General features: G+C 72.9%; 16 protein-coding genes. 4 read left to right on the top strand and 12 right to left on the bottom strand.

What is annotated here, in order from left to right; all coding sequences use genetic code 11:
* Nucleotides 1-20 precede the first annotated feature (20 nt).
* The 10 genes from CA12_RS15340 to CA12_RS15295 form a co-directional block, all read right to left on the bottom strand.
* On the bottom strand, nucleotides 21-1,754 hold the full coding sequence (locus CA12_RS15340; RefSeq protein WP_145359907.1) for a hypothetical protein: 1,734 nt from the start codon (nucleotides 1,752-1,754) through the stop codon (nucleotides 21-23).
* Nucleotides 1,751-4,486 (bottom strand): ABC transporter substrate-binding protein, encoded by a 2,736-nt coding sequence (locus tag CA12_RS15335; protein WP_145359906.1) that lies wholly within the window; start codon nucleotides 4,484-4,486, stop codon nucleotides 1,751-1,753. Before CA12_RS15335 ends, CA12_RS15340 begins: the two co-directional genes overlap by 4 nt.
* A complete protein-coding gene (locus CA12_RS15330) occupies nucleotides 4,483-8,262 on the bottom strand; it encodes an outer membrane protein assembly factor BamB family protein (RefSeq protein ID WP_145359905.1) in 3,780 nt (1,259 codons plus the stop codon). Before CA12_RS15330 ends, CA12_RS15335 begins: the two co-directional genes overlap by 4 nt.
* A 56-nt stretch (nucleotides 8,263-8,318) precedes the next feature.
* Nucleotides 8,319-8,975, bottom strand: coding sequence for an ExbD/TolR family protein (locus CA12_RS15325; RefSeq protein ID WP_145359904.1), 657 nt, complete (start codon nucleotides 8,973-8,975; stop codon nucleotides 8,319-8,321).
* A 2-nt stretch (nucleotides 8,976-8,977) separates the two neighbouring features.
* Nucleotides 8,978-9,475: an ExbD/TolR family protein gene (locus tag CA12_RS15320; RefSeq protein ID WP_145359903.1), complete on the bottom strand. Its 498-nt coding sequence runs from the start codon at nucleotides 9,473-9,475 to the stop codon at nucleotides 8,978-8,980.
* Nucleotides 9,472-10,122: a MotA/TolQ/ExbB proton channel family protein gene (locus CA12_RS15315; protein WP_145359902.1), complete on the bottom strand. Its 651-nt coding sequence runs from the start codon at nucleotides 10,120-10,122 to the stop codon at nucleotides 9,472-9,474. The genes CA12_RS15320 and CA12_RS15315 overlap by 4 nt, the downstream gene beginning before the upstream one ends.
* A gap of 63 nt (nucleotides 10,123-10,185) precedes the next feature.
* Nucleotides 10,186-11,130: a hypothetical protein gene (locus tag CA12_RS15310; protein ID WP_145359901.1), complete on the bottom strand. Its 945-nt coding sequence runs from the start codon at nucleotides 11,128-11,130 to the stop codon at nucleotides 10,186-10,188.
* A 3-nt stretch (nucleotides 11,131-11,133) separates the two neighbouring features.
* Nucleotides 11,134-12,975 (bottom strand): HEAT repeat domain-containing protein, encoded by a 1,842-nt coding sequence (locus CA12_RS15305; protein ID WP_145359900.1) that lies wholly within the window; start codon nucleotides 12,973-12,975, stop codon nucleotides 11,134-11,136.
* Nucleotides 12,976-13,161: 186 nt separating this feature from the next.
* Nucleotides 13,162-13,425 (bottom strand): MazG nucleotide pyrophosphohydrolase domain-containing protein, encoded by a 264-nt coding sequence (locus CA12_RS15300; RefSeq protein ID WP_449224222.1) that lies wholly within the window; start codon nucleotides 13,423-13,425, stop codon nucleotides 13,162-13,164.
* Between the two features lie 188 nt (nucleotides 13,426-13,613).
* Nucleotides 13,614-15,173: a GGDEF domain-containing protein gene (locus tag CA12_RS15295; RefSeq protein WP_145359898.1), complete on the bottom strand. Its 1,560-nt coding sequence runs from the start codon at nucleotides 15,171-15,173 to the stop codon at nucleotides 13,614-13,616.
* A gap of 184 nt (nucleotides 15,174-15,357) precedes the next feature.
* Between CA12_RS15295 and CA12_RS15290 the strand changes: the two genes are divergently transcribed.
* Complete coding sequence (locus CA12_RS15290) at nucleotides 15,358-16,173, top strand: 3-keto-disaccharide hydrolase (RefSeq protein WP_145359897.1); 816 nt, start codon at nucleotides 15,358-15,360, stop codon at nucleotides 16,171-16,173.
* Between the two features lie 98 nt (nucleotides 16,174-16,271).
* Here the strand turns inward: CA12_RS15290 and CA12_RS15285 are convergent, their stop codons facing one another.
* Together CA12_RS15285 and CA12_RS15280 are read right to left on the bottom strand one after the other, a co-directional pair.
* Entirely contained in the window at nucleotides 16,272-16,763 is a 492-nt protein-coding gene (locus CA12_RS15285; RefSeq protein ID WP_145359896.1) for a hypothetical protein, read from the bottom strand.
* A 58-nt stretch (nucleotides 16,764-16,821) separates the two neighbouring features.
* Nucleotides 16,822-18,234, bottom strand: a complete 1,413-nt coding sequence (locus tag CA12_RS15280) for a TIGR01777 family oxidoreductase (protein WP_242687934.1) — start codon at nucleotides 18,232-18,234, stop codon at nucleotides 16,822-16,824.
* A 160-nt stretch (nucleotides 18,235-18,394) separates the two neighbouring features.
* Here CA12_RS15280 and CA12_RS15275 point away from each other — a divergent pair, with 160 nt between their 5' ends.
* From CA12_RS15275 to CA12_RS15265, 3 genes are all read left to right on the top strand, one after another.
* The gene (locus CA12_RS15275) at nucleotides 18,395-19,393 is read left to right on the top strand and encodes a hydroxypyruvate isomerase family protein (protein WP_145359895.1); all 999 of its coding nucleotides are present in this window, start codon (nucleotides 18,395-18,397) and stop codon (nucleotides 19,391-19,393) included.
* A gap of 68 nt (nucleotides 19,394-19,461) precedes the next feature.
* Nucleotides 19,462-20,877 (top strand): sulfatase family protein, encoded by a 1,416-nt coding sequence (locus tag CA12_RS15270; protein WP_145359894.1) that lies wholly within the window; start codon nucleotides 19,462-19,464, stop codon nucleotides 20,875-20,877.
* Entirely contained in the window at nucleotides 20,874-21,416 is a 543-nt protein-coding gene (locus CA12_RS15265; protein ID WP_145359893.1) for a peptide chain release factor family protein, read from the top strand. The genes CA12_RS15270 and CA12_RS15265 overlap by 4 nt, the downstream gene beginning before the upstream one ends.
* Nucleotides 21,417-21,491: the final 75 nt, after the last annotated feature.

Genomic DNA, 21,491 nt, shown 5'->3' with positions numbered 1-21,491 from the left:
CGGCGGCCCCGTCGCCGGCGTCAACGCTCCCGGGCCCGGCGGCCGGCGGCGCGGCGTTCGCGTTCCTCGATCTCCTCCGCCAGCGTTTTCAGCTCGGCGACCTGCGACTTCGCCGCGGCGAGAGGGTCGGCGGAGAGGTACGTATTCGCCAGCTCCCGCATCTTCTCCGCGAGTTTCGCGACCCGGGCGGCGGTCAGGCGGTCGCCGGACTCCAGCGCCTCCGCCCGCACCCCGGCGGCGAGGGCGTCGATGCGGCGCTTGAACGCCTCCGCCCGCGGCAGCCCGGACAGCTCCTCCAGCCGGGCCTCGGCCTCGGCGTAGCTCTTTTCCTTGGCGCTCTTCTTGGCCCGGGCCGTCAGCACCGCCCGGTGCGCGACGACCTCCAGCATCTCGCCGGACAACAGGGCATATTCGCCCTCCAGGCCCAGTCGCAGGGCGTCGTCGTCTAGTTCCAGCACGTCGGCGGGAACCGCCCCGGCGACGTACGGCAACGCCCCCAGCTTCGCCTTGCCGCTGTAGACGTGCAGCCAGACGAGCCCTTTGGTCGGCTCCGCGTCCGGCAGCGTCGGCGGGGCGGCGGGAACCGTGATCCGGCCGCCGCGGTCGCTGACTTCCTCGAACGGTTCCGGGATCGGCTCCGGCTCCGGGCGCTCCTCGCCCCCCTCCGGCGGCGGCCGCTCCGACGGCAGCGTGCGGCGATCAGCGAGCTTCACCCGATACCCCACCAGCGGTCGCCCCGCCGCCCCGCCGGCGCCGCTGCCCCGGGCGATCAGCCGCAGCGTCGTGCCGCCCTCCTGCTGATGAATCGGTCGGGCCAGCGTTTGCGTGCGGCCCCGCGTCCGCCCCACGGCGCTCCGCAGGGCGCTGACGACCTCGCCGGACTGCACCCGGGCCGGGTCGTTCTCGTCCAGCACGGGGCCGACGCGGACGAACGTGTACGGCGTCTCGCGGATGTCCCGCAGCGCCCCGTCCCGCTGATAGAGCCGCAGGAACAGGCTCAGCCACCGCCCCGGCGCCAGCGGATCGACCGCCGGATCGCGAACCGGCAGGGCGGCGGCCCGGGCGGCCAGCCGCACCTCGTTCGAGTCGACGGCGGCGTCCGGCACGGGGGCCACGCGGTATTCCGGGTGAAACAGGTCTCGAACCAGTCGACCGGCGGCCTGCACCGCGGCGGGCAGGCCGGTTGCGTCGGCAGTCCGCACCGGGCCGAGAACCCGCCGCGTACCGTCCCATTCCCGAGCGGCGACCGTCCGGGCCTGCGGATCGCCGACGCGGCGGCCTACCGCGGCGGCCGGGCCGAGCGTGACGACGAACCAGCGATCCGGCGGGCGGGCGGGGTTGGGTTCTTCCTCCGTCGGCGGGTCGGCCGGCGGCGGAAAATCCTCCGGCCGCAGGCGCCGCAGCCCGGCGGCGTCCGCCCGGGTCAGCGATGCGGGAGGTGGGACGAACGTCAGGTTCCAATGCTCCCCGAAGGTCCGCCACAGCAGGTCGCCCAGCTCGTCTCGCACTTCATCGAAACGGCCCGGCGGCACGGCGGCGGCGTCCACGGCGAGGCTCACGCGCACCTCGTACGCCCGGCGCTCCCACGCCGGCAGCCCCTCGTCCTGAGCCCAGGCAGAGCGATTCGATCCCGCGAAACCGCAAGCGAACGCCGCCATCACGAGGGCCGCACGCACGGTCCAACTCAGTTCCACCCCCCGCTTGCAGTTTCGCGGGCGCTTCTGAGCAGCGGGAGTGGTGAAGGAGCCACTCACTGTCCGACCTCCGGCAAGTCGAAGTCGTCCGTGGGCAGGATCGCGTCCACCTGCCAGCGTTCGACGCCCTGATAGGGGTGCACCAGCGGCCCCTCGACGTTCCGCAGCGCGGTGCGGGCGAAGACGTACTCGTCGATCTCGAACAACGGGATCACCCGCACCTCGCTCCGCATGTGGCGGTGCAGATCGTGCAGCAGGGCGACGGCGTCGTTGCGGTTGCCGACCCGCTCCAGGGCGATCAGGTCCCGCCGCAGCCAGTCCGAGAGGGTCAGCAGGCTTTCGAGGGTCACGTCGTCGGTGTTGGTCAGCAGCGGGGCGATTTCCCGGGCCGGCTCCCGCATCCGCAATGTGCGGTAGGCAAGGTCCCAGCCGTCCGGGTCGTCCGCGGCCAGCGTCGCGGCGGCCGAACCGCTGACCACCCGAATCGACAGCCCGATCCGCTTCCAGGTCGCCGCCAGTTCGTCCAGCACGGCGGCGACGACGGCGTCGTCCGGGGCGAGGACGGTCAATTCCGGCACCTGCCCGCCGGTCTCCTCCCCCAGCGCCTTGCCGGCCGCCAGGGCGAGGGCGAAGGCGAGGGTGAGGTTCTGCGAACGGGGCGTCAGCAGCGGGTTCGTCGCCTCGCTGAAGCTGGGAAATGGGGCGGAGATCACCCGCCCCAGCCCCGCCGCCCGGGCCTCCGCGGTGCGGAGGACGGCGTCGTTCAGGATCGTCTCCCGGTCCGGGGCGAGCAGCAACGCCTTGCGCAGCTCCGCGTTCTTCATCCGCGTCGACCGCGGATTGACCTGCAACACGTGGGCGGCCGGCACGCTGGAGCGGAAACTCAGCACGCTTTCGTCCCGCAGCAGGCCTGGCACGTCCCATGGGCGGGGATGCACGAGCAGGTCGAACTCCCCGCGGCGGAACGCCTGCATCAGCGCCGGGCCGTCGGGGTAGGCCGTCTCCCGCACCTCCGCGACGTGGAATCGGACCGCGTCCGCCGGCTCCGGCACGGCCCGGCGGTAGATCGCCGTGTCCGGCCGCTCCGCGGAGTCCGGCGCCCGGGGGAAGAACGGCGTTCTCAGCGTCGCGGCGGCCTCGCCCCCTTCAGTCCCTGCGTCCCGCGGCAGGACCCGCACGGGGTCGGCCAGCGTGGCCTCGGTCCGCAGCGGGACGCGGGCGAAGATCACCTCGAACTCCCGCGGCGAAAGCTGCCGCACGCCGGCGATCTCCTCGGCGAGCCGTTCCTCGAACAGCGGCGAGGCCGGGTCGAGCCGATCCTGCAACCCGGCCAGCACGTCGGCGGCGTCCAGCGGCGGCTGGGGGAGCCAGTCCGGGAACCGCGGTCGCAGGGTGAACGTCGCCCGGCGGCCCAGGTCGGTCGGCTCCCAGCCCTCCAGCAGATTGCTGCGGTAGTGCGGTGCCTCGTCGACCCGATCAATCTCGAACAGCCGGCTGGCGACGAGGAACCGCCCGCGATCGGCGGCGTCCGTCGGGGGGAACGGCGGCGGTTCGCCGGAACCCAACGCCTCCGGCGGCGGCAGGTCCAGCACGCCGGCCCGCAACACCTGATAGCGGCGGGTATGCCGGGCGAAGGCTCGCTCCACGCCGGGGGCGGTCGGGTCGACGCGGGCCGCCTCCCGGATGCGCTCCGCGGCGAGGGCCGGGTCGTTCGCGGCGGAGGCGTCCGCCTCGCTCATCAGGGCCTGCGCCCGCTGGGAGAACTGGGCGTCCCACTTCCGCGTGACCGGGTGCTGCGGCCCGCGGGCGCGGAGTCGAGCGAGGAAGAACCGGGCCTGCCGCAGATCATCGGCGGCGTTCGCCGCCTCGATCAGCCCGTCCGCCGCCGCCGCCAGGCGGTCCAGCCCGCCCGGAAACTCCGGAGCCCGGTCGAGCAGCACCTCCATCCGGCCCAACGCCTGCTCCAGCTGGCCCAGTTCGAGCAGCTCCCCGGCGTCGATGAAGGCGGCCCGATCCAGCCGTTCCCGCAGGCCGGGCCAGCCGTCGGGCAGCGACTCGCTGCTGTTCATCCGGGCGAGGGCGAACAACAGTTCGTAGGCGCCGCGCATGTCCCCCTCGCCGAGCAGCGCGTCGGCCCGCTCCAGCATCAGGTTCTCGTGGTGGATGACCTGATCCACCTTGAACGTGGCGATGCTGAACTCCGGATCCTCCAGTTCCTCGTCGAGCAGAAGGACGTCCAGCCGTTCGAGCCGTTCGGCCATCGCCAGATACTGGTCCCGACTGCCCACGACCGCCTCGGACCGCAGCCGCTCGCCGGTCAGCTCGGCCGTTTTCTCCGCGGCCTGTCGGCCGAACAGTTCCTCCACCGCCCGGCGGATCGTCTCGTCCGGCAGGGCGTCGAACTCGCCGGCGAGGCGACTGATCGCCTGCGGCCGCAGGGCGACCTTGGGGTCGGCCGGTTCGCCGCGGAGGTAACGGGCGATCTCCGCCTTACGGTTGGCGGCGTCACGGGGAGCCATCCGCTGCACGAAGTCGTGACGGCGGGCCAGCTGGGCGAGGGTGTCCGGCCGCGGCGTGACGGAGGCCACCTCGATCACCCCGCCGGTTCGCAGCACCACCCGGTCCGTCGGCCGCCGGGCCAGCAGCTCCGCGGCACTGGGTAGCGGCAGGTCCTCCAGCGTCGGCAGACCGTCCTGCCCCGTCGCCGGCAGGACGCCGCAGAGAACGAGCAGCACGCCCGCCGCCAGCCGCAGCGCCGGCCGGAGCGTGTGTTGAGGGAAACGAGTGCTCATGGTTCGCTCCTGTCGGCCACCTCGGCGCCGATCGGGGCGAAGTCCAGGCGGACGACGGCCCCGTCCGCAGCGGCGGCGGCGGGCTGATCCCCCACGAGGAATGGCGCCCCGACCAATGGCTGCCCGGTGTCCACCCGGCCGGTCGCCTCGCCGCTCATCGGATCGAACCGCACCGCGACGCCGCCGGCGGTGACGATCGCCGCCGCATCGGCCCCGACCGTCCCGGGCGGCCCGGCGGCCGGCTCCGGCAGCGGGGTGACCGTCGCCGCGGTCAGATCCGCCGCCGCGAACCCGGCGACCGTGCCGTTCTCCAGCGCCACCAGCACGCGGTCGCCGATCGCCGTCGGCCCGAACGCCGCCCGGGCCGGCAGGTCGACGGCGGCCGTCTCGCCCAGGGTGGCCCCGTTGAGCCGGTGCAAACGGCCGTCGGACCCGGCGACGATCAGGGCGTCCCCGGCGACCGCGGGCGGCAGATCGGCGAACCATTCGGGAGAGATTGCGGCGGTCTGGCTGAGGCTCGGGGAAGCGCCCTCATTGAACTGGATCAGCCGAATGGCGCCGGCGGCGTCGGTGACGGCGGCCTTCGTCTCGGACAGCCCGACCAAGGCCGTCCACGCCGGGGCTTCGCCGCCGGAGATCGGGGCGGTGTAGGCGGAGACCGTCGGGCCGCCCCGGCCGGTCGCCAGTTCCAGCCGCGGGGCGGCGGCGATCAGCAGGCCCGGCCCCAGCGGCAGCGGAGCGAGCTGCGGGGCGACGGGCAGATCGATCGGCCGGCCGACCCGGCCGTCGGGGTCGATCTGCCAGCCCCGGGGATTCTCGCCGCCCACGCCGACGGCCGCCCCGCCGTCCGGCAGGCGGCGGGCGAGCAGCAATTCGCGGCCCTCGCCGTCCAGATCGGGCAGCACGCGGCCGTTGGTGAGGAAGATCGTGCCGCCGTCGCCGTTCGCCCCGTCGTTCCCCCCGCTTGGGAAGCCGTCGCCGAGGGGGGTGAGAACGCCGGTCGCCGACAGCGCCGCCGGCCGGGCGCCGCCGGTTACCGCCAGCAGGGCGGGCGCCAGGACGGTGCGACTGAGGCCGACCATCGCGTCGGCCTCGGCGGCGGCGAAGATCGTCGCCGTGCCGGCGGGGGTCAGGCGGGTCGTGAACAGCCGGTCCGCGTTCGTCTGCGGCGGGGCGACGTGCCGACCGACCGCCAGCACGGCCGGCGTGACCTGCAGCCCGTCGCCGGTCAGTTCCAACTTGCGAAGGGCGCTGCCCGCCGCCCACAACGCCCCGTCCGGCCCGGCGGCCAGGTAGGTCGGCACCGGCCGCGGATCGGGCAGTTGGGCGGCGGCGAGCCGGGAGAAGACGGATTTGTCGACCTCATCCGTGACGGCGTAGGCCGTCATGCGTTCCGGCGAGGAGGAGACGAACAGCACGTCGGCCCGCAGTTCCGGCGGCACGTCGATTCGCCCCGGCACACGGGCCCGGCCGACCTCCGTCGCCTCGCCGTCCTCGGGGTCGACCGCCCAGGCCCGCAGCAGGGCGGAGTCGGCCCGGTCGTTGTCGCAGATCAGCACGTAGCGACCGATCGTCTGGAGCGGTGCCGCCAGAGCGCCGGCGCCGTGGCCGGTGTAGCTGACGGCCTCCACCGCCGGCGGATTGCCGGCGAGCGTGTAGACGACGTCCCGCCTCGCGGCGAGCAGCAGGCGGCCGGCGTTCGCGTCGTCCCGGCCGCCGATCTCGACCGGCGGGGAGAGCACGGCTTGAGGGAACTTCAGCCCGCCGTCGATCGCCCCGCTGGCGGGATCGACCGCCAGCAGCGAGCCGTCCGCACAGCCGACCAGAACGAGCCCCCCGGCGCTGCGGGGCGGCCCCGTGGCCGGCGCCGGCAGGGGCAGGCGCCAGTCGACTGCGCCGTTTTCCAGCCGCACCGAAAGCAGCGCCGGCCGAACCGCGTCGCAGATCAGCACGCTGGCGCCGGCGGCGTCCGCGTCGACCGGCGGAAACGCCGCGGCCCCGCCGCCGCCCACGGCGGCCCGCCACCGCGGTTCGGCCGTAACGACGTCCACCGCGAACAGACTCGATCCTGCCCGGACGAGTTCCACCCGGCCGTCGGAGCGCTCGCCCGTGCTGGCCCGCGAGACGATCGCCGGGGCGAGCACCGCGGGCGGGGCGGGCGGCGGCGGCGGGGCGTCGGCGGGGGGAATCGTGACGACGGCGTCCCGCTCCGCGGCAAGCGTTTGGGCCTTCAGCCGGCGCACGTCGCGGTCGTTCGCCAGATCGCGGTAGCGGGCGATCAGGTCCTCCCGCGCCCGGTGGGCGGCGGCGAAGTCGTTCCGTTCCAGGGCGGCGTTCACCGTGGCCCGGGCGTCGCCGAACGTTTCCCGCTTCACCACTGCCGCCTCGGCCGTGCGAAGGGCGGCGGCGATCTCCCGCGATTGATCCGTCGTGCTGGCCGCCTCCGGATCGGCGTAGCGGCGATGCAGCGTCTGGGCCTCCTCCACCGTGGCCAGCAACTCCCGCGGCCCGCCGTTGGCCGCCTGCTTCGCGGCGCCGAGGGCCGCCCGGCGGGAGAGCGACGCCAGTTCGGGGTGGCTCTCGGCGAAGTCGTCGCGGTCGCGGTTCTCCCGCACGAACGTCTCGATCGCCGCGACCCCCTCGGCCCATTTACCGCCGGAGCCGTCGACCGCCCGTTCGATCGTCGTCATCCCCCGCTCCCGCCGCACGGCAGGGACGAGGGCGTCGGCGGGGTGTTCCCGCAGGAACTCGTCATAGGTCTCCAGCGCCGCGGAGTATTTGCCGGTCGCCCGGAGTTCCGTGGCGGAGTCGTATAACCGCTGGGCCTGTTCCCGAGCGGTCAGGAGGGCGAAGGCGAACGCCGCCAGCGTCAGCGCCGCCGAGACGCTGGTCAGGCCGATCACCAGCGGGCTCTTGAAGATCGACTGTTCCCCCGGCCGGGCCGGCGGGCCGGCGAGCTTCGTCAGCGGGGCGAAGCGGCCGCCGGGGGGCAGCAGCACGGGCTGTTCGCCGCTGTCCGGGTCGGCAACCGGGGCGGCCGGTTCGGGGATTTCGTCCCCGTCCGCGGCGACAGGCGTTTCGCCCGTTTCGTCGGCGGCGAGGGCGGCGAGCGCCCCCAACCCGTCGTCGTCGGCGGCGTCGGCGTCGTTCTCCTCCTCCACCGCAAACGGGTTCGGGTCGTCGCCGCCGTCGTCAAACGGGTCGTCGTCCTCGTCGACCTCCTCGAAGATCGCCGTCTGGGCCTCCGCGTTCACGACGTTATCGTCGGCCTCGCCCCGTGCGGTCGTGGCCCGCCGGCTCTTCCGCTTCGCCGCGGGCTTCGCCGCCTTCTCGTTGCTCTCGGGGGCCGGGGAAACCGGACGGGCGTCGCGGCGTTGGCGGTCCGCCGCGGCGGCCTTCGCCCGGGCGGGGTCGGCCCAGACGGGCAGTGCGTCCGAGGAGGCGGCGACGAGGGTGAGTTCGTCACTCTCCGCCATCGTTTCGGGCGGCCGGTCGGCGCGGAAGGTGACCTTCGCCGGGCCGACGATCATCGTGTCGCCCTCCGCCAGCCGCTTCTCCGTGACGACGGAGCCGTTCACCCGCAGGCCGCCCTCCGGGCCGGCGGAGACGCGGTAGCCGTCGCCGTCCGGCAGGAACCGGCAGTGCATCTGATGGACGCCGTCGGCGTTGATCCGGACGTCGGAGGAGGCGTGCCGCCCCACCGTGAGGCCCGCGGCGTCCGGCAGCGGGGTCTCCCGCACCTTGCCGGACGGACTGGTGATCTCCAAACGGGCCATGTGGCGGGGGACTGTGGGAGCGAAAAGGAGGCGAAAGGACGGGAGCGGTCGAGCGGTCAGTCTTCGGCGGCGATGGCGAGGCGGACGCGCTCCACCCCCAGCCCCGCGGCGGCGTCGTAGGCGGCGACGATCGCTTCGTGACGGGCGGCGTCCGCCGCCTGGATTACCACCTCCCCCCGACCGGCCTGCCCGGGGGCGTTCATCGCGTCGCGGAGCGCGTCCGGCAGGTCGGCCAGCGAGGCGACCGGCTTGTCGTCCACGTACGCCTCGTCCCCGCCCTCCAAGCGCACGACCACGGCCTCCTGCTCCAGTTCGTCCATCGTGACGAGTTGTTGCGAAACGCCCTCCTCGTCCGGCTCCGGCACCGGGGTGGGGAGCGTCTTCTGGATGCTAAAACTCGCTGTGATCATAAAGAAAATTAGCAGGAGGAAGGTCACGTCGACCATCGGCGTGAGGTCCATCTCGTCCTGCTCCCGCCGCTTCGGCGAGAACTTGAACGGCTCCTCCTCGTACTGCACGCTCAGCGGGGCCTGGACGGGGGGCGCCTGGGCAGGGGCGAAGACGGCAGCGGGGTCCGGCTCGGGCAGCGGCTGGTCTTCCTCGGGGACGGTCAGCATCTCCCGGCAGGAGGGGCACCGCACGACCGCCCCCGCGCGGGAGGCGGAGATCCCCAGCGGGGCGGCACAATGCGGGCAGGGGAAGGCGATCCGCACGGTCAGCGGGGGTCCTGCACTTCGGTGTGAAACGAGACGCCCTCCACCTCGCCGATCTGCCGCAGGATCGGGAACGTCTGCTCCGCGGTGGCGTCGCGGTCGGCCAGCAGCACGGCCTCGGTCTTGTTCGGGAAGTTCGCCTTCGCGGCGGCGACCGCCTGCGCGATGCGATCGGTCTCGAGGGCCTCTGCCAACGGGACGACCTCGCCGTCAGGCAGTTCCACCTCGTACTCCCCGCCGCGTTCCGGCAGCAGGATCACCTTGATCGTGCTGGCGGCGTCGATCCCCCGCCCGTGCACCGCCGGCGGGGCGTCCGACTTCGCGGGCTCCTGCATGGTGCTACTCACCATGAAAAAAATTAGCAGGAGGAACACGACGTCGATCATCGGGGTGATGTCGAAGTCGAGTTCCTTCCGCTTCTCCCGCGGCGTGTGGACGTACTCCTCCTCCGCGAGGTGCGCGTGCGGCGGGCGGCGGGGCGTGTCGAGCGATTCGCTCATCCGGCGGCCCCGGATTCGGCTTCGATCAGCCCGTCGAGATACCGGCCGAGCCGCTCCTCCACGCCGTCCTGCAACTTCGAGATCTTGTTCTGAAGCAGGTTGCCGGCGATGACCATTGGGATGGCAATCGCTAGGCCGCTGGCGGTGGTGTTTAGGGCGACCGCGATGTCGTTCGCCAGCAGCGAGGGGTTCGTGCCCGTCTGGTCGGCGGCGGCGATCTTGGCGAAGGCGGCGATCATCCCCACGACCGTGCCCAGCAGCCCGAGCATCGGGGCGGTCTTCACGATCGTCGCCACCCAGCTGGAGCGGTACTCCAGGTCGGCCAGCACGTGCCGCTCGAACCGCTCCGCAACAGTCCGCCGCAGCCGGGCGGGCGGCAGGTGGCGGTTCTCCGTGGCGGTCTGAATGAGCTGCGGCGTCGCCTTACTCCAGTAGGGCGGCGAATCGCACAGCTCCGTCACCGCGGCGTAGTCGCGGCGCTCCACCAGGGCGAGGCATTCCTCGACGAACTCGTCCGCCGCTTTGGCGTTGCTGAACCGCTTCTGGGCGACGCGGCGGACCAGCAGCACGGTGATGAACAACCCCACCAGCGCGGTGAGGCCCAGCGCGACGTAAATCGCCAGACCGGCAAAATCGAGAATGGGCATCGCGGGGGTCGGGAAGCTTCGTCGGGGGACGGGTCGTCGGGGAAAGCCGTGCGGGCGGCCGCGTCAGCGGAGGTAGGACTGCTGAGCGACGCGGAACGTGTAACCGCCGCCACCGGGCTGCACCTCGAAGTAGGTGCGGCGCACGTCGGCCAGCGGACGGTTCGCGTGCTGCTGTTCGAGCCGGAGCAACGTCTGCTCCGTACGGGCGGGGTAGAAGTGCAGGATGGGCAGTTCGGAGGCGTCGAGGCCGGCCTTGGCGAACAGCTTGACGTCCGCCTGTTTGCGACCCCCGCCCTGCCAGATCATGTAGAGCCGCTGCTCGTCGGCGCCGCCGCCCTGCTTCACCGTGACGGTCGGTTTGGGGGCGGTGAGGTTCGAGATGATGGTCAGGGACCCGCCGCGGGTATCGAGGGCGCCCAGTTCGATCCCGAAGAAATCCAGTTGGCGGGCGTATTCCTCCAGCCCGCCCTGCTCGTTGAAGGAGATGAACCAACGCTGCTCCGCGGAGACGCCGCCGTCGCCGGGGCCGAAGCCCAACGGCCGGCCGCCGGACCCGCTGGCGCTGCCGACCTTCCCGCCGGTCGAGTCGGAGTTTACCGCCGTGGGCGAGGGGTTCGCGGCCCGGTCGGAAACGTCCACGACCGTCTCCATCAGTTCCTCCACCTGCATCTCGTCCTCCCGCAACTCCGACAGGCTGGGGTCGGGGATCGCCTCGGCGAGGCTTTCCAACAGCGGGGCGTCGTCCGGGGCGCCGTCGAGATCGCCGCCGCCGACCTGGATCACCTCCATCGGCGGGAGGGTGTCGACGGCGAACTCGTGCTGCATATACCACTGCACGAACAGATAGGCGACCGTCACGATCAGCCCCAGCGCCGCGGCGATCACCCCGGCGCTGACGCGGTCGTAGCCGGTCACGCCCATCACCGGCTCCGCGGCGGGACGGCCCGCGGCGGGACGGTCTGCGGGGCCCACCGAGCGGGGGGCCTGGACGGGGGACGCGGCGCTCATCGGTCAGGGCCGCTTCGGGGCGGGGACGAGGTCGCGTTGCTCGTAGGGGCGCACGGCGTCGCGCCAGTCGGCCCAGGCGGCGGTCGCCACGGCCCGCCAGTCGTGAAAGGCCTTCGCCCGCTCCTCGTCGCTGAGGCCCGCCGGCAGGCCCTCGAACGGACCGCCCGGCAGGATGCGCAGGCGGCGGTTCGTCACGTAGGTCGCCGGGAGATCCCGGTCGTCCAGCCGCCGCAGGGCCGCTTCGCGCTCCGGCAACATCGCCAAGGGGATGGCGGGGCCGCGGGGCAGGCGGGCGAGTACGCACAGGGCGTTGTGGGCCTCCTGCACGACGCCGGCGTCCGGGTCCTCGGCGAGCATCTGGAAGATCGCCTCCACGTCCTCCGCCCCGCCGCCGCGGGCCAGTGCCCAGGCGACGACCGCCCGCACCTCCGGCCGCGGGTCGTCGACGAGGCGCCGCAGCCGGGCCGTCTGGCCAATCAACGCCTCCCGGTCGCCCAGCCGCACGGTCTCCAGCACCGCCTCGCGGGCGGCGGGCACGTTGGCGGCGCGGGGGTCCTCCAACTGGGAGAGCAGATCGGACAGTTCCCCGGTGGGGCGGTCGAAGGTGATTTCGTCGCCGGTGAAGCGGGCCTGGGTGAGGTCGTCCGGCAGGCCGCGGCCGCCCTTGAGCATGCCGCCGCCGTACAGGCTGCGCTCGCCGAGGGCCTTGGCGGTGGCCCGGGAGAGGAACATTACTGCGAAGGCGGTGCCGACTTCCCCCTGCCCCTCGCCGTCCCAGGAGCCGTCGCCCTTCTGCGTGCGGAGCAACAGCTCCGACCCCTGCTCATACCAATCCACGTCGCCGAACAGGCGACGGCCGGAGAGGGCGCCGAGCCGCTCCACGGTGTACATCAAATACAGGCGGTGGGGGCCTTTGGTGAACTGCATGCCGCGGGCGAGGGCGTCGATGGCGTCGTCGGCGGTGCCGACGAGGGTCGAGAGCGGCACCACCGGCCCGCCGGCCTGCTGCTGCCGTTCCTTTTCCGCCGCCTCGGAGTCGACCCGGCGGTCGAGGGCGGCGTACTTCTTCATCAGGGCGTTTTTGGCGTCGCGGGCGGCCCGGTCGGCGGCCTCGGCCTCCGCCCGCTGGGCGTCCAGGGCGGCGACGCCGTGCAGGTAGCGGGCGCTCAGCAGCGTGTTGCAGGCGCCGGCGGCGGTCATCGTGTCCTTGATCTCCCCCGTCCCGTCCCGCCGCGGGTGATAGGCGAACGTGCCGCCCTTCCGCTTCGTGGCGACCTGCCACTGGGCCAAGGAGTTCCAGACGCGGGTTTCCAGGTCCAACCCGGCCCGTTCGGCGGTCCACAGGCCCAGCACGGCGTACTGGGTGATGCTGGTGTCGCCGTAGTAGTTGCCGGGGTTGGCCGCGGCCTGGGTCGGGTAGTACCAGCCGCCGTAGTTCTGCTGCTGGGCGAGGACGTAGCCCAGGATCGGCCGCATGCGGGCGGCGTTGGTCGCCGGATCGCCGGCCGCTTCGAGCAACATCAGCTCGAGCCCGGCGGTGTAGAGGTGGTCGCGCTCCGGCCGGTACTTGCCGTCGGCGGTGCGTTTGTCGATCGCCGCCAGGGCGGAGACGATGACCGGGTGGTTCTTGTCGGCCCCGCCCTTGGCCATCCCCAGCGCCGCAAGGATGTGGCGCCCGTCCCCGGCGCCGCTCTGTTTGGACCGGGCGAGGTACTCGACGCCCTTCTCGATCGCCGCCTTCACCTGCGGGCTGTCCGGATCGGCGGCCGGCGCCGGCGCCGCGAACAGGACGGTTCCCCCCAACGCCAGCAGCGCCGCGATGCGGGAGAACGGATTGACGATCATGAAACCGGCCGAGCGGACGGAACAGGGGTCGAGAGCGCGACCGAACCGGATGCTACGGGCGGTCGCGTTCGTCGGTCAAACTCCCCGCCGGATTCCCGCCGACCGGCCCGATCGCCGCGACCTCCCGCCGGCAGCGTTCCTCGTTCAACCGCGGGACCGTCCACACGGCTGGGGGCGTCGCGAGATTCACGGCTTCTTCGCAGGATCGCAGACGCAAACCGCCGCCCCGCAGCGGGGACAGCCGCCGCCGTACTTCGCCCGCACGGCCTCTTCCAGATCGACGCCCGCGATATTCGCCAGCGTGGCCAGCCAGGCGAGCACGTCCGCGAACTCCAGGGCCAACTCCTCCTTCGGACCGCCGCGGAGGGCGCCGGCCAGTTCGCCGACCTCCTCGGTGAACCACAGGAACGTCGCCTCCGGGCCGCGGGCGGCGTCCTTCTCGCCGAACATGCTGCGGATCAGATCCTGCACGTTCCGGAGCGAAACGTCCTGCCCCGGCGGGGGCAGAGTCACGGGCGACGGATTCGTTGCGGGCGGCGGGGCGGCGGTCATCACGGCTCGGGGGCGGGGCGGGGCCGTCCCACCTTACCGCAGCGCCGTCTTCACCGCGGCGCCGTCGGAACGCCGGCCGCCTCCCCTTACCCGGCCCGAACGATGCGGTTCCGCCCGCCGGACTTCGCCGCGTACAGCGCCTTGTCGGCAGCTTGCAGCAGGGACTCCGCGTCTTGGGCGTCGTACGGGTAGAGGGCCAGGCCGAGGCTGGTGGTGACGTGCGTCCGCGGGCCGCCGGCCGGCAGTTCGATCCGCGCGATCGCCTCCCGGATTCGCTCCGCGATCCGGGCGGCGCCGGCGGCGCCGAAGTCCGGCAGCAGCACGACCAACTCCTCCCCGCCGTAGCGGGCGGCGAGGGCGACGTCCCCGCTGCGGCTGTCGACCAGCGCCTCCTGAATCGCCGCGGCGGCCTCCTTCAGCACCCGGTCGCCGACGGCGTGCCCGTGGGTGTCGTTCACCGACTTGAAGTGATCCAGGTCGCACATCAGCAGCGCGAGGTCGCCTTGGGTCGCGACGGCGCCGGCGAACAGGGTCGTCAGACGCTCGTCGAAGGTCCGGCGGTTCGCCAGACCCGTCAGTCCGTCGCGGCGGGCGAGACGACTGGCGGCGGCCGCCTTGGTGCAGCGGGGCAACACGTCCGCGAAGAACCCGCCAGCCCAGGCGAGCGTCCGATCCGCGTGCGGCGGGAGCGGGGCGGCGTCCGATTTGAAAATCAGCAGCGACGCCCCCGTCGCCCCGCCGCCGATCGAGACCGCGGCGGCCCGGCCGATCAGCGACCGCACGCCCACGCGGGCCAACGCCGCCTGATCGAACGAGACGATGCCGTTCTCGTCCTCGCCGGCGGCGAGTCGTTCCGGCACGGCGACGGCCAACCTCGCCTCGTGCTCGGCGGCGACCGCGGCGACCGGGCGGGGCAGTTCGGCCCCGGCGGCGGCGATGCGGCGGCCGTTCTGGCCGGCGGTGTACAGCGCCGCCCGCTCCGCCCCGCAGGCGACGGCCAGGGCGCCCAGCAGGCGGGTGAGTACCGCCTGCGGTTCGCCCTCCTGTGCGGCGGCCGCGTATAGGGCTACCTGCGCGTCGCGCAGCGCCAGCGCCCCGCGGGCCGCCGACAGCGCCTCCGCAGTGATGAATCGATTCCAGAGCGCGTCGCCCACCAGCTCCCACAGGCGGCGACCGCGGCCCTCGTCCCCGCCGGTCGGCGGCGTCGGGGCGATCCACAGCCCGGTCCGCCCCCCGCCGGACAGCGGCACCGCCCACGCCCCGGCCAGCGACGGCGGGGGCGAGGGGAGCGGTTCGGCCCGCTTCGACAGCTTCATCGGGTCCGGCAGCGTGCGGAGGACCGCGGAGGACATTTCCCGCCCCCCGCAGCCCCGCTCCAACCACGACGCCCCGCCCGGCGAGCGTTCCAGCAACGCCGTGCAGCCCGGCCCGTCCTCGCCGGCGGCGATGTCGTGCAGCGCCTTGACGAGCCGCTGGTGACCGCCGATGCCGACGACCGCCCGCAGCAGTTCGTTTTCTTTCGCCAGCGCGGCGAGGGGATCGACCGGCGGGGCGGACGCCTTGACCTCGACGGGCTGAGCCGGCCAGTCCGAACGATCGGCAACGGCCGAATCGGCGGCCGACGAGTCGGGAGCGGCGACGGACACGGAGAGGGTCAAGGGGAAGGACTCGGTCGAGCAGGCGATCCCGTTACACTAGGTCGCCCCGCGGGCGGGGACGGCCGGTCCGCCCCCGCGTCCCGCGGGCGCCGCGTCGCGTGTCCGGTCGCACGGGTCCGCCGGTTCGCGTCAGTTTCGCCCGCCCCGCCCCCGTTCGCCCCGCCGCCCGCCAATGGTCGCCGCCTCGCTTCTCGCCGTCGTCTTGCTGGCCCCGCCGACGTCCGCTCCCCCGACGGCTGCTCCCCCGCCCGACGCCGCCCCCCAGCAACCCAACTCGCAGCAGGCCGACCCGGCCGAGGGCGCCGCGGACGGGAAGCCGAAGTGGCGGTCGCTGTTCGACGGCAAGACGCTGACCGGCTGGGACGTGACGGCCTTCGGCGGGGAGGGCGAGGTGGCCGTCGAGGACGGGGCAATCCTGCTGCCCTTCGGCAACAATCTGACCGGCGTGACCGTGACGAAGGAGGTCGCCAAGACCCTGCCGACGGCCGACTACGTGCTCGAACTGGAGGCGAAGCGGGTCAGCGGCACCGACTTCTTCTGCGGGCTGACGGTCCCGATGTGGAGCCCCGCGGAGAAGAAGCCCTCGCACGCCTCGCTGATCCTCGGCGGCTGGGGCGGCGGGCTGGTGGGACTCAGTTCCATCGACCGCTTCGACGCCAGCGAGAACGAAACGACCACCTATCACGCCTTTGAAAACGACCAGTGGTATCGGGTGCGGCTGGAGGTCACCAAGGCCGGCGTCCGGGCCCTGCTGGACGGGGAGCAATTGTTCGCGGCGGACATCCGCGACCGCATCGTCTCCACCCGCAGCGAGGTGAACCTGTCGAAGCCGCTGGGCGTCTCCACGTACGTCACCACCGGGGCGATCCGCGGCGTCCGCATTCGACCGCTGACCGAGGCCGAGGTGAAGGCCGTGAACAAGGCCTGCGAACCCTTCGACGCCACCGGCGGCGAACCGCCCGTCAACGAGTTCGGCGAGAAGAACTGAGGGCGCTGACCAGCCCGACACGCGGGCGTCGGTGGCCGGTTACGGCGCAACCGCGACGACGCACGGCCGGAACTCTCGCTTTGGGCTCACTTCGCCCGCTACTCCGAGAGCCCCAGGGCCTCGCGGAGGCGGTCGCGGTGGCGGGCGCAAATCTCGTCGGCGAGGGCGGCCGCGGGGCCGCCGAGCGTCAGCAGGTCCTCCCGGAGCCGGCGGACGACCTCGTCCAACCGCGGCGGCAGCGGCTCCGGCAGCGGGCCGGGATTTGAGCGGATCGAAGGCAGGGCCCGCGGTCGCTCCCCCGCCAGCGGCAACCGACGCGGCGGGCGTTCTCCTGCATCGACCGTCGCGGGCAGCAGGGACGACGACGCCCCGGGTTCGTCCGCTGCGGTCGGCTCGCCGAAGTCCGCGTCTTCCTCTTGAGCTGAATCCAATTCAGCCGAATCGTCCTCCGCCCGTTCGTCGTCTGCCGCTTCGGTCTCCTCCTCCGCTCCCTCGGGAACGTAGGCCGGGCTGGAGCGGGGATAATCGGTGGGGCGGCCGGCAGACTTGTGGGCCAGCAGGCGGCGGCGGCGGGCGGGGGTCCGGGCCATGACGGGGGATTGTGTCGGGGGAGCGGCGTCTCGCCACCGGGATCTTCGGCGCGGGGGCTCAGACGGTGCGGCCGAGCAGACGCCGCAGCGCCGCCTTCAGGCCGGTCTCGCGGAAGGCGTAACCGGAGCCGAGCAGTGCCGTCGGCTTCACCCGCGCGCTGGCGAGCAGCAGTTCCTCGCCCATCTCCCCGAAGGCCAGCCGCACCGCGAACGCCGGCACGGGCACCAGCGCCGGCCGGTTCAGCGTCTCCGCGAGGGTCTGGGTGAACGCGGCGTTGGTGACCGTGCCGGGGGCGGTCACGTTGATCGGACCGGACAGGTCGTCCGTCATCAACACGTGGTGCAGAGCGCCGACGACGTCGTCCCGGCCGACCCAACTCCACCACTGCTCCCCCCCGCCGACCGGCCCGCCGCCGCCGGCCTTGAAGATCGGCAACTGTTTCCCCAGAGCGCCGCCCTCCGGGCTCAGCACGATGCCGAACCGGGCGTGGGCCACGCGGATCCCCGCCTCCCGGGCCGGGTCGGCGGCGGCCTCCCATTCGCGGCAGACGTCCGCCAGAAAGCCCTCGCCGGGGGGGCTCTGCTCCGTCAGCGCCTCGTCGCCGCGGTCGCCGTAGAGGCCGGTCGCGCTGGCACAGACGAGCACCCGTGGCGGCGACTCCAGCGAGGCCAGCGTCTCCGCCAGCAATCGCGTGCCTTTCACGCGGCTATCGCGGATGCGGCGCTTCTTCTCCTCGGTCCAGCGCCCCTGCACCGGCTCCCCGGCGAGGTGCACCACGGCGTCGAACCCCGCCAGCTTCTTCGCGGGGAGTTCGCCGCTCTCGGGGTCCCACTGGATCGTGTCCGGGCCGCCTGAGCGGGACAGAGCCGCGACCCTGTGCCCCCCGCCGGTGAGGAACGCGACCAGTTGCCGGCCGATCAACCCGCCGGCGCCGGAGATCAGCACGTTCAACCGGGGCCGGTTCCGAAAGCGGCCGTGAGCGGCGAGGTCCGCGGCCGTGACGGCGTGGCGGTAGTCGAACATGGCGTCCAGCTGCCGTTCCGCGAACCCCTTGCCCAACGCCTGCCCCAGCGGGCCGCCGGGGGGGAGGTAGCGGACGACGTCCCGCAGCAGGGAGGCTCCGCCCGGGGCGGGATCGACGTGGTGCGTGTGCTCCCAGAACGTGAACGGCCCCTTTGTTTGCACGTCCTGGAACATGCCGCCGTCGGCGCCGCGGTTCTCATAAGCGGTGTGCAGGGCGTGCCAGCGGACGAACGCCGGTCCGGCCTTCAGCTTCAACACGACCTCCGCCCCCTCGCGGATGTGGCCGGGGGCGGATTCGATCGATACGTCCTGCCACGGGGGCAGCAGACGGACGAGGGCGCCGGGGCGCTCGTGCCAGGCGAACGCCTCCGCCGCGGACGCCGGCAGCGGGTGCGACCGCTCGAAGGTCAGCGGCGGGCGGGGCGGGTCGGGGACGGCGTCGGTCACGGGGACAGCCTACCCGCTTTCGCCCGCCGTCGGCCGCTTCGCCCCGTGCCGCGGGAGGAACGGCGGGACGGGGGCGAACGGCGATCGGCCGTTCGTTGCGGACGACGCCGCCGCCGCCCCACACTGCGACCGCTCGCCCCTCCTTCCGGACCGCCCCCCGATGCACCGTCGCGACCTGCTCGCCGCCTCCGCCGCCCTCGCCGCCGGGTCCTCCGTGGCCGGGGCCGCCTCCGCCGCTGTTCTTCAGGACGGCGACGTGAAGAAGGACCTGACGAAGGGCGAGCCGTTCGCCCTCGACTACGCCCCGCACTTCGGCATGTTCCGCAACCTCGCCGGCGGTGGACAGGGCGACGACGGGCTGATGGCGGAGCTGGAGTTCATGCACGCCGCCGGCTTCCGCAGCCTCGAAGACAACGGCCTGCCGAACCGCAGCCCGGAGACGCAGGAGAAGATCGGCCAGAAGCTGTCCGACCTCGGCATGCGAATGGGCGTGTTCGTGGCCTACGCCAACTTCAACGCGCCCACCTTCGCCCGCCGGGACGACGCGACCTGGGACCAGATCGTCCAGCAGGTGAAGGGCTCGGTCGAGATCGCCAAACGGGTCGGGGCGAAGTGGGTCACCGTGGTGCCCGGCAGCGTCGACCAGCAGTCCAAGGACGAAACGACCGGTCAGTGGACCCGCTACGGCGGCGCCCGTTTGGCCGAGGGGTTTCAGACGGCCAACGTCATCGAACTGCTCAAGCGCTGCGCCGCCGAGTTGGAGCCGCACGACCTGGTGATGGTCCTCGAACCGCTGAACTGGTACGCCAACCACGGCGGCGCCTTCCTGCAGCGCAGCGACCAGGCCTACGCCCTCTGCAAGGCGGTCGGTTCGCCCTCCTGCAAGATCCTGTTCGACATCTATCACCAGCAGATCACCGAGGGGAACCTGATCCCCAACATGGACCGTGCCTGGGACGAGATCGCCTACCTGCAGATCGGCGACAACCCCGGCCGCAAGGAGCCGACCACCGGCGAGATCAACTACGCCAACGTCTTCAAATGGGTGAAGGAAAAGGGCTTCGAGGGCGTCTGCGGCATGGAGCACGGCAACTCCGAGGGCGGCGCCGAGGGCGAGAAGAAGGTGATCGCGGCCTATCGCAGCGTCGATCCGGCGTGATGACCGTAACGCCGAGGCCCCGCGGGGCCTCGGCGTTACAGAGCTTTCCTCGTCCTTGAAGCGCTCTGATGCTCGCCGCCCTCGCCCTCACGCTCCTCGCCGCCCAGCCCGCTGACGCGGAGCCGGCCCGGCCGAACGTGCTGTTCATCCTCGCGGACGATCTCGGCTTCGGAGACCTGTCGATCCAACGCCAGTTCGGCGGGGCGGAGGACGTGCGGACCCCGCACATCGACTCGATCTTCCAGCAGGGTCTGACCTTCCGGAACTTCTACGCCAACTGCACGGTGTGCAGCCCGACCCGGGCGGCGCTGATGACCGGCCGGTTCCCCTCCTCGGTCGGCGTGCCGGGGGTGATCCGACCGTGGCCGGAGGACAACTGGGGCTACCTCTCCCCCCACGCCCCCGCCCTGCCGGAGTTGCTCAAGCCGGCCGGATACGAGACGGCCCTGATCGGCAAGTGGCACCTCGGCGGAGAGCCGCACAACGGCGCGGGCAACCACCCGCTCAAACGGGGGTTCGACACCTTCGAGGGCTTCCTGGGAGGGATGCTGTCCGATTACGTCACGCACACCCGCCGCTTCCCGGACGGCTCCGACCGCAACATGATGCGGCGGAACTGGGACACGATCGACCCGCAGGGCCACGCCACCGATCTGTTCAGCGACTGGAGCGCCGCGGGGATCAGCCACGCCGCGTCGACGGACGCCCCGTTCTTCCTGTACCTCGCCTACAACGCCCCGCACACGCCGATCCAGCCGCCCGCGGAGTGGGTGGAGAAGGTGAAGGCCCGGGAGGCGGGCATCACCGACCGGCGGGCGCAGCTCGTCGCCCTGATCGAGCACATGGACGCCGGCGTCGGCCGTGTGCTGAAGGCGTTGGAGGAGAGCGGACAGGCGGAGAACACGCTGGTCGTGTTCACCTCCGACAACGGCGGGCACCTTGGCCCGGGGGCGCATAACGGCCCCTACCGCGGCGGCAAGGAGGACCTGTACGAAGGCGGCCACCGCGTCGCCTGCGGGGCTCGCTGGCCGGGGCGGATCGCACCGGGCACGCAGACCGACATGACCGCGATGACGATGGACTGGTTCGCCACCATGCTGGACGTCGCCGGGGCGGAGGTTCCCCCGGGGGTGGACGCCGTCTCGCTGGCCCCCACGCTGCGGGGCGAGGAGCAACCGCCGCTGCGGAAGGTGATGCACTGGACCCGGCGGGAGGGCCGCCCGCTGATCTGGGGCGGCAAAGCCGGCGACGCGGTCGTCGCCGACGGTTGGAAGCTCGTGCAGAACCGCCCCTACGACCCGCTGCGGCTCTTTCATCTCGCGGAAGATCCCCACGAGCAGAACGACCTGTTCGAAGAGCGGAAGGACAAGGCCCGGGCACTCGCCGGGCTGATGCAGGACCGCATCCGCCGCGACGGGGCCGTCCCGTTCACCGCTCCGCCGGCCGGCCCGTTCCCCGCCGCGGACGCTTCGCCCGGCGAATGAGCGAACCGACGATCCCCCTCGGCGCGCCCGAGCCGTTCCGCCGGCACCCGGCGACGCTGTGGCCGGAGGTCTTACTGGAACAGTGCGAGGTGACCACCGGCAGGGCCAGCGGGCCGGGCGGGCAACACCGCAACAAGGTGGAGACGAAGGTCGTCGTCACGCACCGGCCGACCGGGGCGATCGGCGAGGGCTCCGAAAGCCGCAGTCAGAAACGGAACCACGCCGCCGCCGTGCAGCGGTTGCGGGTGAACCTGGCGCTGAGCCTCCGCGGCGACGGCCTCGCCGATCCGCGGGTGCGGGAACTGATCGAAGCCCGGGCCGCCAATGGGTTGAAGGTCAGCGATCAGCACGTCGACTGGCCGGCGGTGCTGGCCGCGACGCTGGACGAGTGCGCCCTGGAGCGGTGGGACGTGAAAGCGGCGGCCCAGCGGTTGGGCGTCTCCCCCAGCCGCGTCGTGCGGGTCTTGAAGACCGAGCCCCGCGCCCACACACTGCTAAACCAGGAGCGGGCCGAACGCGGCCTCCGACCGCTCCGCTGATCGTCCCCGGCCACGCGGCTCCCCCGACGCCTCCGCATGTCGACGCCCCCGCCCGCCGCATGCCGACGCCCGCCG

This window comes from Alienimonas californiensis, from assembly GCF_007743815.1.
Lineage (GTDB): Bacteria > Planctomycetota > Planctomycetia > Planctomycetales > Planctomycetaceae > Alienimonas > Alienimonas californiensis.
Note: the sequence above shows the minus strand (reverse complement) of the source record. Positions and strands in the feature narration are given on the sequence as shown.

Excerpts from the sequence above, each read along its gene's own strand:
- CA12_RS15335 (WP_145359906.1), bottom strand. The coding sequence starts at position 4,486 with ATGAGCACTCGTTTCCCTCAACACACGCTCCGGCCGGCGCTGCGGCTG.
- CA12_RS15330 (WP_145359905.1), bottom strand. The coding sequence starts at position 8,262 with ATGGCCCGTTTGGAGATCACCAGTCCGTCCGGCAAGGTGCGGGAGACC.
- CA12_RS15320 (WP_145359903.1), bottom strand. The coding sequence starts at position 9,475 with ATGAGCGAATCGCTCGACACGCCCCGCCGCCCGCCGCACGCGCACCTC.
- CA12_RS15315 (WP_145359902.1), bottom strand. The coding sequence starts at position 10,122 with ATGCCCATTCTCGATTTTGCCGGTCTGGCGATTTACGTCGCGCTGGGC.
- CA12_RS15310 (WP_145359901.1), bottom strand. The coding sequence starts at position 11,130 with ATGAGCGCCGCGTCCCCCGTCCAGGCCCCCCGCTCGGTGGGCCCCGCA.
- CA12_RS15305 (WP_145359900.1), bottom strand. The coding sequence starts at position 12,975 with ATGATCGTCAATCCGTTCTCCCGCATCGCGGCGCTGCTGGCGTTGGGG.
- CA12_RS15300 (WP_449224222.1), bottom strand. The coding sequence starts at position 13,425 with ATGTTCGGCGAGAAGGACGCCGCCCGCGGCCCGGAGGCGACGTTCCTG.
- CA12_RS15290 (WP_145359897.1), top strand. The coding sequence starts at position 15,358 with ATGGTCGCCGCCTCGCTTCTCGCCGTCGTCTTGCTGGCCCCGCCGACG.
- CA12_RS15285 (WP_145359896.1), bottom strand. The coding sequence starts at position 16,763 with ATGGCCCGGACCCCCGCCCGCCGCCGCCGCCTGCTGGCCCACAAGTCT.
- CA12_RS15275 (WP_145359895.1), top strand. The coding sequence starts at position 18,395 with ATGCACCGTCGCGACCTGCTCGCCGCCTCCGCCGCCCTCGCCGCCGGG.
- CA12_RS15270 (WP_145359894.1), top strand. The coding sequence starts at position 19,462 with ATGCTCGCCGCCCTCGCCCTCACGCTCCTCGCCGCCCAGCCCGCTGAC.
- CA12_RS15265 (WP_145359893.1), top strand. The coding sequence starts at position 20,874 with ATGAGCGAACCGACGATCCCCCTCGGCGCGCCCGAGCCGTTCCGCCGG.